The sequence below is a fragment of the Ochrobactrum sp. AN78 genome (genome assembly GCF_029909885.1).
GTDB lineage: Bacteria > Pseudomonadota > Alphaproteobacteria > Rhizobiales > Rhizobiaceae > Brucella > Brucella quorumnocens.
In genome coordinates, this window is the sequence record NZ_JASAMU010000007.1 from 129455 (window position 1) to 141604 (window position 12150).

A 12150-nucleotide genomic window follows, 5' to 3' on the forward strand; every position below is an offset into this window, starting at 1 on the left:
CGGCCCGCTGGTATCACTGCGGACCGCTTTGTCGTGGCTGCAAAACTACTATGATCAGCTCAATACGATACCGCCATCGACATTAAGGCTCTGGCCGGTCACGAAGGCTGCGTCATCGGACGCAAGGAATACGACCGGACCAACCACATCTTCGGGGTCACCAATCCGCCGCATGGCCGTCTTCTCCTGCCATGCTTCACGTATTGCGACGTCCTCAAGATTGACGCGACCCATGTCAGTCAGAATGATACCGGGGCAGACACAGTTGGCGGTAATGCCGAAAGTCCCCACTTCCTGTGCTAAGACACGCGTGAACCCCATAACCGCAGCCTTCGAGGCTGAATAATGTGCTTGTTCCGGCGCGCCATGCTTGCCGCCGATAGAGGCAATATTCACGATGCGGCCGTATTTTTGCTTTTTCATGTGCGGCAACACAGCCTGAACGACCAAAAACGTGCCCTTGGCATTCACATCAAGAACGCTGTCCCAATGTTCTTCCTTGAGATGCTCGACTTCGCTAGCAATCAGGATACCTGCATTGTTGACGACAGAATCGATACGACCCAAACCGTCGATGGTCTTCTTTACCATCGCTTCAACATCGGCCTTGAGGCTGACATCGGCATAAACGGTCAATGCGCGACGACCAGCTGCTTCGATTTCCGCCGCAACCTCCTCCAACGCGTCTTTCTGGCGTTCGATATCGTTGATCGCTACATCAAAACCGCGCTTAGCCATACCGACAGCGATCGCACGTCCAATTCCACGGCTGGCACCTGTGACGAGTGCTACTTTTACCTGTTCGGTCATTTCATCCTCCAAAAATCAAAGAGCCGTATAGCCGCCATCGACAGTCAACACTGTGCCGGTCACGAAGCTTGCGGCGTCGGATGCAAGAAACAAAGCAGCATTGGCGATCTCGCGAGGCTCACCAAGCCGCCCTAGTGGTGTCATGGCGAGCCATGTCGAAAACCATTCTTCGTTGCTACGTCCTGCAAGCGTCAATTCTGTTGCGGTGTAGCCGGGAGCTACCGCATTGACGCGCACGCCTTGCTTAGCCCATTCAACAGCCAGTGACTTGGTAATCAGATTTACGCCCGCTTTTGCGGCGTTGTAAGCCACCTGCGGCTGAGGATGGACGACAATCTCCCCGCACATGGATGAGATATTTACGATTGCGCCTCGACCAGCCGCTGCCATACGCTTTCCGAAAGCTTGCGCGCAGTAAAAAACGCCATTGAGATTGACGTCGATCACCGCCCGCCAGTCATCTTCCGTGACATCGCTGGCGACGGCATTTCTGACAATACCGGCATTTTTGACCAGAATATCCGGCACGCCAATCTCGTTGGCAATTGCCTCCGCCACCCGTTCAGCAGCATTCTTGTCTGTTACATCGAGCAGATATAATCGCGCTGACGAGGCTCGTTGTGCGTTGAGTTCGGCAACAGTCGCCGTGCCTGCAGCCTCATCGCGGTCGGTAATGATGACATTAGCACCGGCCTCGACGAAAAGTTCGGCGATAGCGCGTCCAATACCTTTCGCACCGCCGGTAATAACAGCACTTTTACCCGTCAGCTGAAAATCCTTGAGCATTATCTTCTCCCGAGTATTTTCTTCAAGCTCCACGAACCGACTTCAAAGCCGGATATAGCGCGCGATACTGTTGATAAATCTCGTTATAGATAGCCGCCTCACGCGGGCGCGGATCAATACGCGTTCCAGGCTTGACCATGGCGGCGATACCGTCATCAATGCTGGCAAAATGACCCGCACCGTGAGCCGCCAGAACAGCGGCACCAACCGAAGGCGCTTCGCGTGACTGGGGCACACAAACTGGTAATCCAGCCGTATCTGCATGGATTTGAAGCCACAGGGGTGACGCACTGGCCCCACCGCCAACCGTGATTTCCTGCCCACGATAACCCGCGTCTGCCATAGCATCAAGGATCGCCCGTGTGCCAAAACTGATGCCTTCCATGATGGCGCGGAAAACATGGTGCGGCTCATGAGCCAGGGTCAGACCGACAATCGCGCCGCGCGACAGGGCATCGGTATAAGGCGTGCGATTGCCTTGAAAATGATCTTGCACCAGAAGCCCATCCGCACCCGGTTCAAGAGTTGTAGCCTTGCGGTTCAGTTCTTCCATATCCATTGTACCGTTCATCATGCGGCCAAGCCATGCAATGACTGAACCGGTCGATGTCTGCCCACCTTCAATGATATAACGTTTCGGATAGACCATATCGGGGTAACTACCCCAGATACCTGCCGCATGAAGCGGCTTGTCTGAAACACCGAATTGCAAGTGAGACGAGCCGGTTATCAAAGCAAGCTGCCCTGGCTTGGCAACGCCAAGACCGATCATGCCGATCAGCGCGTCCGCACCGCCCTGCACGACTTTTACCTTTTGCGAGAGGCCAAGTTCAGCTGCGGCACTACTACTCAGATTTGCAATTACTTCGCCCGGAGCGACAACTCGTGACGGCCATTTCTGCAACAACGCCTCAAGGCCCAACTTCTCCAGAAGAGTTATGGGAAACCCGCCGCGATCTGTAGAATAATGCCAGCGCAACGACACATTGTTGAGGCTTGCAGCCTTCTCTCCTGTCAATCGCAGCGTCATAAAGTCCTGATACTCGCAGATGGTTTCTGCCTTTGCGAAGCTTTCAGGCTCATTGCGTGCAATCCATAGCGCCTTGGGGATCATCCATTCCGCTGACACGGGGCCGCGTCCACCACCATTTGCGAGAAGTGCGTCGTCACCGGTGGCGAGTACGGCATCAGCTTCGGCACTGGCACGCACATCCATCCAGATGATCGACGGGCGCAGAGGCTTACCATCGACGTCGAGCGCGACTACTGTGCAGCTTGTCGTAGCCAGCGTGATAGCTTCAATTGCCACCGGGTCGATCGCGGAATCTGATATCGCTTTGCGTGCAGCCAGAACGAAGGAAGACCACCAGTCTTCAGGATTCTGTTCCGCCCGCGCTCCACTGGAAAACTTTGTTTCATAGGGCACAGCGGCGCTCGCCAGACAAGTGCCAGAAAGATCATAGACCCGCGCGCGGATACTTTCCGTTCCTCCATCGGCGGTCAGAAAATAGGCCATTCACATCCTCCCAAATGCCATTCCGAAAGCGCCTCCAGCTCTCGGAATGCATCACCGTGCAACCGTTCAATTTAGTCCGCGAAATGCTTCCAGCGCCTTGCCCGCATACATCACAGCCGGACCGCCACCCATCTCGACAGCAACTTCAAGCGCCTCGATCAACTCGTTCTCGGTCGCACCATGACGGATAGCTGCATCAACGTGATAGAGGATGCAATCTTCGCAACCTTTGGCAACAGCGATACTGACCGCAATCAACTCGCGCTGGGCAGACGAAAACGCGCCCGCTATTGTTGCCGATTTGCTGACCTTCGCAAAACCGGACATAAGTTCCGGCGTGGCTTTAGCAAAAACACCCAGTCGCGACTGAGCTTCTTTCAGACGCAGCTTCACATCAGTCATTCGAGCCTCCTGCAAAATTCATAACCAGATCGGTCACATCCTTCGCCTGATCCCATTGCGGCATATGACCTGACTGGGCGAGGAAATGAACACCGATTGACGGCGGCAATGCAGTCACTTGCTGCCACGGGATAATACGATCCTGTAGTCCGACCAGCACGCGGACGGGCATTGAGCGCGAAAGCTTTTCCAGTGACGCAATAATGTCGGTTCGCTGTCCTGAAGGTCCAACCACCGCTTCTGCCAGATATTTCAGACGTCCTTTAGCCATAGTTGCAGCAAAATCGGACACCAGCACAGGTGAGAGTTCGACAGGCTTTGCCGCAATACGCCGCAGAAGATGCGCTATCTCGCCCGCTGTCGTTGCCTGTGCCATGCCTGATACGAAACCCGCATCAATATCGGAGCCAATGCCTGCTGGTGCAACAAGTGTCAGACTTGCAACGCGAGAAGGATGCGCCGAGGCAAATGCAGTTGCCGCAACCGCACCAAGAGAGTGTGCGACGACATCCGGCTTATTGATCGACAGAGCATCAAGGAAAGCGGGAAGGAACTGACCAAGCTGATCAGCATTCGCCGCATTAATCGTTGTCAACCCATGGGCCGGAAGATCAGGAACAACCACACGGAAGCCAGCCCTACGCAATCCAGACGCGACGTTGCTCCATGTCGTCCGGTCACCCGAAAAGCCATGAAGCAGCACGAAAACCTGTGCGTCTTTGGGGCCTATATCAGTATAAGCAACGCGACCATCTGTAAGTTCAACGAAGTTCACATCAGCACTTGCCTGCGGATTACCAGACGCGGCCAGAACATCATCTTTCTCCACACGACCTCTGCGGCCAGAGCCGGAAAGCGTGTTGATATCTATGCCCTTCTGGCGCGCAAGCCTGCGTGCAAGCGGCGTCGCACGCGTGCGCTGATCATGGCTTGCTGCTCTCGCAGACCGCACCACTGCGGACTGTTGAGCCGTTTCAGCCGCTGTCTCTGCATGAGAGACAGCTTCAGTCTTTTGCGTGATTGAATCCGCCGCCACTTCAATACGAGCAATGGCATCGCCGACAGCTACCATGTCGCCTTCATGGCGCAGGATTTCAACGAGCTTACCACTGACCAGCGCCGGAAACTCGGCAACCGTCTTGTCGGTTTCAATTTCAAGAACGGCTTCACCACGCTCGAAACTATCGCCCTCCGCTTTCAACCAGCGGACAATGCGACCCTCTTCCATCGTCTCACCAAGACGAGGCATGTCGAGATCGGTCACAACATGTGCATGGTGTGAGCCGGCCGCGGGCGCGGGGTGCGACGCAGCCGGCTCCACCGAGGAGGCCGCGCTTTCGCCAGCCTCTTCGGTCCAGTCGGGACCAGAGCCGATCTCGATGCGCGCCAGCGGTGCACCGACAACGACATGATCCCCAATCGATCCGATCCATTCATTGAGCGTGCCGTCGCCAAGTGCAGGAAACTCGGCAACCGTCTTGTCGGTCTCAATCTCGATGATTGAATCACCGCGCTTGAAACTGTCGCCGGGATTGACGAGGAAGCCGACAATCTTTCCCTCTTCCATCGTCTCGCCGAGACGCGGCATTTTCAGAATACGTTCTGTCATGACAGCATTCTCTCTGCGACCGACCGGATAAGATCCACTGTCGGCACACTGCCAGCTTCAAGGTCCTGCGAAACCGAAATCGGAATATCTTCACCGGCAACGCGAACGACAGGCTGCTCCAGATAGTCGAAGCATTCTTCTGTAATACGGGCCGAAAGTTCGGCTGCAACGCCCGCTGTCATCACGCCTTCGGAAACAACCATGGCTTTACCGACGCGCTCGACATGTTCGCGTACAGTGTCAAAATCAAGCGGGTTGAGCGTGCGAAGATCAATGACCGTCGCTTCAATACCCTTGGCAGCCAGCTTTTCGGCGGCTTCCAGCGCATAGTGAAGCTGGCGCGAATAGGTCACGATAACCAGATCCTTGCCCGTACGGCGTACTGCGGCCTTACCCCACTCAAGCGGTTCCGCATCCAGATCGACTTCTTCCTTGCGCGTATAAAGTGCCTTGTGCTCGATAAAGACGACCGGATCAGGTTTCGTTAAGCTTTGGCGCAACAAATGATAGGCGTCCTGCACGGTGGCAGGCATAACAAGCCGCAAGCCCGGCGTATGCATGATCCACGCCTCTAAACTCTGCGAATGCTGTGCGCCCGCCGAACGTCCCGTACCACCCTGTGTGCGCAACACCATCGGCACACCGATCTGGCCACCAAACATGTAGCGAATTTTGGCCGCCTGATTGGCAAGCTGGTCCATCGTCATCCCAAGAAAGTCGATATACATCAGCTCCGCGACCGGACGCAGGCCAGTCATGGCAGCGCCCACTGCGGCACCGATAATTGCAGGCTCGGAAATAGGGGTATCGATAAGCCGTTCAGCCCCATATTTGCCGATAAGGTCTTTCGTCACCCCATAAGCACCACCGTAGCGGCCCACTTCTTCTCCAATGACGACAATGGTGTTGTCTTCAGCCATGGCATCATCAAGCGCTTTACGCAGCGCATCGCGGTAAGTCATGGCAACCATTATGCTTCATCCCTGGAAAGTACGCGGTCGATACGGGTGCGGACGGGTTCAGGCTCGGGTTCGCCCACCGCATAGACATCCCTGAACATTGAGGTGAGCGGCGGGGCCTTAGACTCGACGGTGAAATCAATGGTCGCGTCCATTTCGGCAGTTATACCGCTATCCATCGCATCAAGCGCCGTTTCTTGCGCCAGACCTTCCGAAACCAGCCGGTCACGTGTGAATTTCACCGGGTCTTTCTTACGACCTTCCGCCTCTTCCGCTTCTGCACGATACGGGCTTTTGTCCATACGAGCATGACCAAAGAAACGATAACAATTGACGGAAAGGAAGCCCGGCTTGCCAAGGCGTGCATCATCAATCAGCCATTGTGCAGTCGCCTTCACTTCTTCCACATCAATGCCGTCGACGATGGCGCCATTGAGACCAAACGCATGTGCGCGCTGATCAAATGCCGTATTGGCTGTCGCCTGATCGACGCGTGTGCCCATGCCATACTGGTTGTTGATGCACACGAAAACCACGGGCAAGCCCCAAAGCGCTGCCATATTCATGCTCTCATAAAGAATGCCCTGCTGCATTGCGCCATCGCCGAAAAATGCGAGCGAAACGGAGTTCTTCTTGAGATATTTGCTGGAAAGACCAGCGCCAACGACCGAAGGAATGCCGCCGCCAACGATCGCATTGGCACCAAGATGGCCCAGCGCCATATCGGCAATGTGCATGGAACCACCCTTGCCATGGCAATAGCCAGTTTCCTTACCGCCGATTTCCGCCATCATCTGTTTTGGGTCAGCGCCGCGCGCCAGAAAAATGCCATGGCCACGATGATGAGTCGTGAACGTGTCTTGGGGCTGCATGGCAGCGCAAACACCGGCAGCTGCTGCTTCTTCCCCAATGGAAAGATGAAGCATGGAACCTGCTGTCTGGCCGCGTACAAACAATTCGCCAACACGCTCTTCGAAAGTGCGGATGCGCCGCATCGTCCGGTATAGTTCGAGAAGATTAGAGTTACTCGGATTTTGCACGTGCGCCTCCGACGGACTTGTCTGTTGTTTTTGTTTCATGATGTTGAGTTCAATGCCTTGCGTGTGCTCTCAAAGGAGCTTCAATTTGGTGGTGCGCGAAACAACTGCGACCGCTACGAGAATAATGAGGCCCTTCACAATGCTCTGGATGTATGTATCCATGCCAATGAGGTTGAGGCCGTTATTGATGACACCGATAAAGAGTGCGCCGAAAAATGTGCCTGCGATTGTGGCTGTGCCCGGACGGAACATCGTCATGCCGATGAACACGGTGGCAAGACCGTCGAGCAGGTAGCGTTCGCCTGCATTTGGCTGCCCTGAGCCAAGCCGTGCTGCAAGAAGTGCACCCGCTACCGCTGCAAAAATCGAGCAGGCAACAAGAGCCGCAGCGCGATAGAAGCGACCATTTACGCCCGAAAGCTCTGCAGCTTTCAGATTGCCGCCCACGGCATAAATGTAACGACCGAACACGGTGCGTTCCATTAGGAACCAGGCAAAGAGAACCACGATCACCATGGCATAAGCGAGCACCGGAATTCCGAACAGCTGCCCCTGGCCGAGCCAGAGATAATTCGCCGGCAGTCCGCCATAGATAGCGCGCCCACCAGTCATCAGAAAGTTGATGCCGTAGAGGATTGAGCCTATGGCCAATGTAGCAATAAGCGACGGCACGCCGACAAATGTGACCAAAATTGCGTTGACGGAGCCAACCACCAGACCGGCCCCCAGACCGGCAAGCAAGGCCACAGGCAAAGGAAATCCTGCAACCAGCATAAGCGGCACCAGAATACCCGCCATGCCGACCATGTAGCCAACCGATAAGTCCATCTCACGAGCCGCAAATCCGAAGGTCAGCCCAGCGCCCACTATCGTCAGCATAGAAATCTGTTGGATAATATTGAGCAGATTGTTTGTTGTCAGAAAGCGATCAACCGTCAGCGAGAATCCTGCAAACAAGAGAAACAGCACGAAGAGCGTACTATATTTGAGCAGCCATTCGCCTTTCAGTTTTTTACCGAAGCTCTGGGCGTGACGGGATGATTGCGGTGAAACCGCTGAAGATCGGGCATTCATGAGGTAACTCCTGCCATTGCAGCAATAAACTTCGCTTCGGAAAACGTGCCGCGCTCGATCTGAGGTCCGGGCTTGCCATTCACGAAGGGAATGACGCGGTCTGCCACGTCAGCGATTTCCAGAAGATCGGATGTGGTAACGAGAATAGCGACACCCTTGTCGGCAAGCCTGCGCATCTGTGCGTGAATCTCGCGCTTGGCACCAATATCGACACCTTCCGTGGGCTCGATGAAGATCATCAAACGATAATGATTGTCAGCGCCATAAAGCCATTTGCCGATCGAAACTTTTTGTTTGTTGCCGCCACTCAGATCTTTCACGAACTGGCTGCGTGACTGCGCTTTGACGTTCATAAGCTGCATTGTGCGATCGGCTTCATTTGCTTCGCGGCGCATAGACAATATGCCTGTACCGCCCAAAGTCGCGTGCGACGGATGGACCATTGCGAGATTTTCCCGCACATCCCAATCGCCGATGAGAGAGTTCTCCATGCGATGGTCGGGGACGAGCGCAACACCGTTCTTCTGCATGGTTCGGGCATCGACTTTGCTGAGCACCTCGCCCTGAAACCGACACGTTCCAGAAGTCACTCCGCTCGCAGCATAAAGTGAGCGGGCGAAGCCAAAATGCCCTGCTCCCGTCAAACCGATAAATCCGACGATCTCGCCCGCGCGGATGACAAAATGATCGGCACTGACGCCGCCCGTGTGCCAGTCACTGACCTCCAAAACCACCGGTCCAAGATTGCGGGTATGTTGAAAGTCCTGTTCGACGGTGTCCTTACCGCCAGAACGCTGAAGCATCAGGTCGATCAAGTGCGCTTCGCTCGAATCTTCGGCCTGAAGAGTCGCGATATGCCGACCATCCCGCAGAACGGTAATGCGATCACTCAGCGCTTTTATTTCGGACAGAAAGTGGCTGATCAGGACGATACCAACGCCTTGTTGTGGCAAGGTTTTGATGATTTCCCAAAGGCTCTCTTTTTCGCGAGCGGGTAATGTTGCCGTTGGTTCATCCAGAATGAGCAGTCGCACATTGCCGCGCAGAGCGCGGATAATTTCGATAATTTTCTGATCTGCCATCGGCAGCATATCGACCTGTTTATCGAGATCGATGGAAACTTGCGGAAACCAGCGCTTGAGAAGTTCTTCTGCGCGAGCGACAAGTTTTTTCTTGTCGATGACGCCAAATCCCATGCGCGGCTCGTCGCCAAGCAGAATGTTCTGCGCAGCAGTCAAACCGGGGACAAGGCTACCTTCCTGTGAGACATGTGCAATACCTTTGCGCAGAGCGTCACCGGCACTGCTAAGCTTAACCTCTGTCCCATCGATGGTGATATTGCCAGAAGTTGGGCTTTTGCTGCCGCCAAGAATGCTGACCAACGTGGTCTTCCCGGCACCATTTTCTCCGATCAGGCCATGCACCTCATCAAATCGGAATTCAGCGCTGACCTGGTCGAGTGCCAGCGTGCCGGGATAGGACATGACGATCTGTGAAAGGCTCACGGCCATCGAAGAACTCCCGTGGATAAATTTCGAGTTTCAGAAAAAGAGGCCGGAACGCGGAACGAACACGCCCCGGCCAGTTGCAGGCATGGGTGCCTATTTCTTCGGGAGGAAGTCCTTGCAGTTCTGCTTTGTTACAAGCGGCGCATCGAGATAGACGGTTTTGGACGGAATGACAGTTGCGGCATCTTCCTTCTTGACCACGATGCTTTCGATCCATTCGCCAGTCTGTGCGCCCATCTTTTCAAAAGGCTGAGAAACCGTTGCGATCATAAGGCTATCTGGCTTGCAGACTTCCTCGATGGCTTGTGGATGGCCATCAATACCGATGACTTTCACATTCTTAAGGCCTGCTGCGGTGAGCGAATTGATAGCGGCCTGTGCTGGCTCGTCCCAAGGTGCCCATACGGCGTTGATCTCTTCACCAAAGCGCGAAGCATAGTCCTGCATGGTACTGGTGGTGTCTTCGAAGAAGGCCGTATAGTCGATATTGTGTTCGGCGATGACCTTAATTTCAGGATATTCCTTCAGAACCGTCGCCATAACGTCACCGCGTTTGCGCGTACCATGATGCTCCGCCATACGCAGGAAAATAAGATTGCCTTTTCCGCCCATTTCGTTGAGCAGATAAGGAGATACCGACGCTGACATGGCCCAGTTATTGGTCGTCACATCGACGAGCACGCCATCGACCTGACCGCTATCGATAGCGAAAACCGGAATTTTAGCGGCAACAGCTGCATCGATGGCAGCGCGCGATGCGCGCAGATCGGACATGCTGACGATGATCGCATCCACGCCACGCGAGGCAGCATCCTGAATATTAGAAGCCGTGCGCTCGCCGGAGCCACCGCTATCAAGAACACTAATCTTCCAGTCCTTGGCGGTTTCCTTCAGCCATGCATCAAAGCCGGCCTTCGCACGCTGTTCAGACTGTGCGGCAGCATTGGAATGCACCCATGCAACATTAGTCGCCGATGCGCTCGCAGTGCCCATCAGCACGGCCAAAGCTGCAACAGCGACAGATTTCTTGAAAAATCCCGATCCCATTTTATTCCTCCCAGAAGTGACGTGGTTGGCTCCACTGTCCAGCTTCAAATTGTTAAACTTCCGCACCTCAGTTTAGTGACGTCATCGCTTTTGATGCCGCATCTACCCCAGACGCTTTCAGCGAAAGCTACACACGCCCCGCGTTACCTTCGCTGCTCCTCCAAAACTGTCGTAGCGCGGTCGTCAGACTCTGCTCCTCCAGAGAAAGACGTCCTCATCCCGCTATCGCGTCAGTCCCGCATTCCAATTGACCCGGTCGCTCTTTCGCGCTCTTGTCCCTCGGAATATTTGATATTAAGCGTCGACAAATTACAAATGTCAAATAGAAATACATTTGTAATTTCGAACCAGGTAATCGAGTGAGGGACCAATGAGTGAATCTGAAGACGGCCTGATGGTGCGCGTGGCGTGGCTCTATTACGTTGGAGGATTCAACCAGGAGGCGACTGCTTCCAGACTGGGATTAACGCGTGCCCGCGTAAACAAAATCCTCGGTGAAGCCCGCGAAAGTGGTCTTGTCAGTATTTCTATCGATCATCAGAATGCAGGTACACTACCCGTCGAGAATGCGCTGATGCAGCGCTTTGGATTGAATTTTTGCGTTTCTACGCCACCATTTGGCTTCGATGCGGCGGACGATACAGCTTCAGAAATTCGCAAGCAGGTTTCGTTCCGAGCCGTTGGCGTTGCAGCTGCAACTTACCTCAAGAATTTTCTGGCTGACAATCAGGAAGCGACAGTGGGCACAGGATGGGGCCGCACCATTGAACAGATGACACTACAACTAGCGGGTGTACGCGCACCGCAAGCCCGGTTCATTTCGGTCATGGGATCGCTGACGGCAAACTCTGCCTATAATCCGTTTGAGGTTGTGCATATGTTGGCCCGCCGCACTGGTGGACAGGGCTTTTTCCTGCCAGTGCCGTTCATCGCCGATTCTGCAGAAGACAGAAAGGTGCTGATCTCCCAACGCTCAGTCGCACGTGCAATGGAGATCGCCCGCACCGTTTCGGTCTGCTTCATCAGTGCTGGTGAACTGACCGAGGATTCATTGTTACGCCGTCAGAACATGCTGAGCAAATCCGAATTGGAAAGCTTGCGGGCTGCTGGGGCGATTGGTGATACCAACGGCATCTTCTTTGACGAGGAAGGTCGCCAGATCGATCATGAAATGAACCAGCGCACCATAGCGCTTGGTTTTGAAGAGTTGCAGAAAGTTCAAGTGGTGTTGCTTATCGCCGGTCAAGAAAAAGCAGCGGCAGCAAAAGCGCTGTTAAAAAGCGGCATTGTCAACGGCCTCATCATAGATGGTGATGCCGCCGACGCGCTTCTGACACTTTCTTAAATGATCGCAATTGCAATGCGCCGATACGCGAGAACTTATCGGCGCAACACAGCA

At 54.5% G+C, this 12150-nt stretch carries 11 protein-coding genes; 1 reads left to right on the top strand and 10 read right to left on the bottom strand.

Annotated features, from left to right (window positions below):
• Positions 1-54: 54 nt before the first annotated feature.
• The 10 genes from QBD00_RS14755 to QBD00_RS14800 all read right to left on the bottom strand — a co-directional run bounded on the left by QBD00_RS14755 (position 55) and on the right by QBD00_RS14800 (position 10751).
• Positions 55-810 carry an SDR family NAD(P)-dependent oxidoreductase gene (locus tag QBD00_RS14755; RefSeq protein WP_264231443.1) on the bottom strand — a complete coding sequence of 252 codons (756 nt, stop codon included), beginning with the start codon at positions 808-810 and terminating at the stop codon, positions 55-57.
• Between the two features lie 15 nt (positions 811-825).
• Complete coding sequence (locus QBD00_RS14760) at positions 826-1596, bottom strand: SDR family NAD(P)-dependent oxidoreductase (protein ID WP_412535031.1); 771 nt, start codon at positions 1594-1596, stop codon at positions 826-828.
• 22 nt (positions 1597-1618) lie between these two features.
• Positions 1619-3112 carry an FGGY-family carbohydrate kinase gene (locus QBD00_RS14765; RefSeq protein WP_318579879.1) on the bottom strand — a complete coding sequence of 498 codons (1494 nt, stop codon included), beginning with the start codon at positions 3110-3112 and terminating at the stop codon, positions 1619-1621.
• Between the two features lie 66 nt (positions 3113-3178).
• Positions 3179-3514 (bottom strand): carboxymuconolactone decarboxylase family protein, encoded by a 336-nt coding sequence (locus QBD00_RS14770; RefSeq protein ID WP_264231445.1) that lies wholly within the window; start codon positions 3512-3514, stop codon positions 3179-3181.
• Positions 3507-5123 carry an acetoin dehydrogenase dihydrolipoyllysine-residue acetyltransferase subunit gene (locus QBD00_RS14775; RefSeq protein WP_318579880.1) on the bottom strand — a complete coding sequence of 539 codons (1617 nt, stop codon included), beginning with the start codon at positions 5121-5123 and terminating at the stop codon, positions 3507-3509. Before QBD00_RS14775 ends, QBD00_RS14770 begins: the two co-directional genes overlap by 8 nt.
• Complete coding sequence (locus QBD00_RS14780; protein ID WP_318579881.1) at positions 5120-6094, bottom strand: pyruvate dehydrogenase complex E1 component subunit beta; 975 nt, start codon at positions 6092-6094, stop codon at positions 5120-5122. Before QBD00_RS14780 ends, QBD00_RS14775 begins: the two co-directional genes overlap by 4 nt.
• The gene (locus QBD00_RS14785; protein WP_264231448.1) at positions 6094-7122 is read right to left on the bottom strand and encodes a thiamine pyrophosphate-dependent dehydrogenase E1 component subunit alpha; all 1029 of its coding nucleotides are present in this window, start codon (positions 7120-7122) and stop codon (positions 6094-6096) included. Before QBD00_RS14785 ends, QBD00_RS14780 begins: the two co-directional genes overlap by 1 nt.
• Positions 7123-7191: 69 nt before the next feature.
• A complete protein-coding gene (locus QBD00_RS14790) occupies positions 7192-8196 on the bottom strand; it encodes an ABC transporter permease (RefSeq protein ID WP_318579882.1) in 1005 nt (334 codons plus the stop codon).
• Entirely contained in the window at positions 8193-9707 is a 1515-nt protein-coding gene (locus tag QBD00_RS14795; protein ID WP_318579883.1) for a sugar ABC transporter ATP-binding protein, read from the bottom strand. The genes QBD00_RS14790 and QBD00_RS14795 overlap by 4 nt, the downstream gene beginning before the upstream one ends.
• Before the next feature lie 90 nt (positions 9708-9797).
• The gene (locus QBD00_RS14800; protein ID WP_264231451.1) at positions 9798-10751 is read right to left on the bottom strand and encodes a sugar ABC transporter substrate-binding protein; all 954 of its coding nucleotides are present in this window, start codon (positions 10749-10751) and stop codon (positions 9798-9800) included.
• Between the two features lie 370 nt (positions 10752-11121).
• Between QBD00_RS14800 and QBD00_RS14805 the strand changes: the two genes are divergently transcribed.
• Positions 11122-12096 (top strand): sugar-binding transcriptional regulator, encoded by a 975-nt coding sequence (locus QBD00_RS14805; RefSeq protein ID WP_264231452.1) that lies wholly within the window; start codon positions 11122-11124, stop codon positions 12094-12096.
• Positions 12097-12150: the final 54 nt, after the last annotated feature.

Excerpts from the sequence above, each read along its gene's own strand:
- QBD00_RS14795 (WP_318579883.1), bottom strand. The coding sequence starts at position 9,707 with ATGGCCGTGAGCCTTTCACAGATCGTCATGTCCTATCCCGGCACGCTG.
- QBD00_RS14780 (WP_318579881.1), bottom strand. The coding sequence starts at position 6,094 with ATGGTTGCCATGACTTACCGCGATGCGCTGCGTAAAGCGCTTGATGAT.
- QBD00_RS14805 (WP_264231452.1), top strand. The coding sequence starts at position 11,122 with ATGAGTGAATCTGAAGACGGCCTGATGGTGCGCGTGGCGTGGCTCTAT.
- QBD00_RS14775 (WP_318579880.1), bottom strand. The coding sequence starts at position 5,123 with ATGACAGAACGTATTCTGAAAATGCCGCGTCTCGGCGAGACGATGGAA.
- QBD00_RS14755 (WP_264231443.1), bottom strand. The coding sequence starts at position 810 with ATGACCGAACAGGTAAAAGTAGCACTCGTCACAGGTGCCAGCCGTGGA.
- QBD00_RS14770 (WP_264231445.1), bottom strand. The coding sequence starts at position 3,514 with ATGACTGATGTGAAGCTGCGTCTGAAAGAAGCTCAGTCGCGACTGGGT.
- QBD00_RS14790 (WP_318579882.1), bottom strand. The coding sequence starts at position 8,196 with ATGAATGCCCGATCTTCAGCGGTTTCACCGCAATCATCCCGTCACGCC.
- QBD00_RS14765 (WP_318579879.1), bottom strand. The coding sequence starts at position 3,112 with ATGGCCTATTTTCTGACCGCCGATGGAGGAACGGAAAGTATCCGCGCG.
- QBD00_RS14800 (WP_264231451.1), bottom strand. The coding sequence starts at position 10,751 with ATGGGATCGGGATTTTTCAAGAAATCTGTCGCTGTTGCAGCTTTGGCC.
- QBD00_RS14760 (WP_412535031.1), bottom strand. The coding sequence starts at position 1,596 with ATGCTCAAGGATTTTCAGCTGACGGGTAAAAGTGCTGTTATTACCGGC.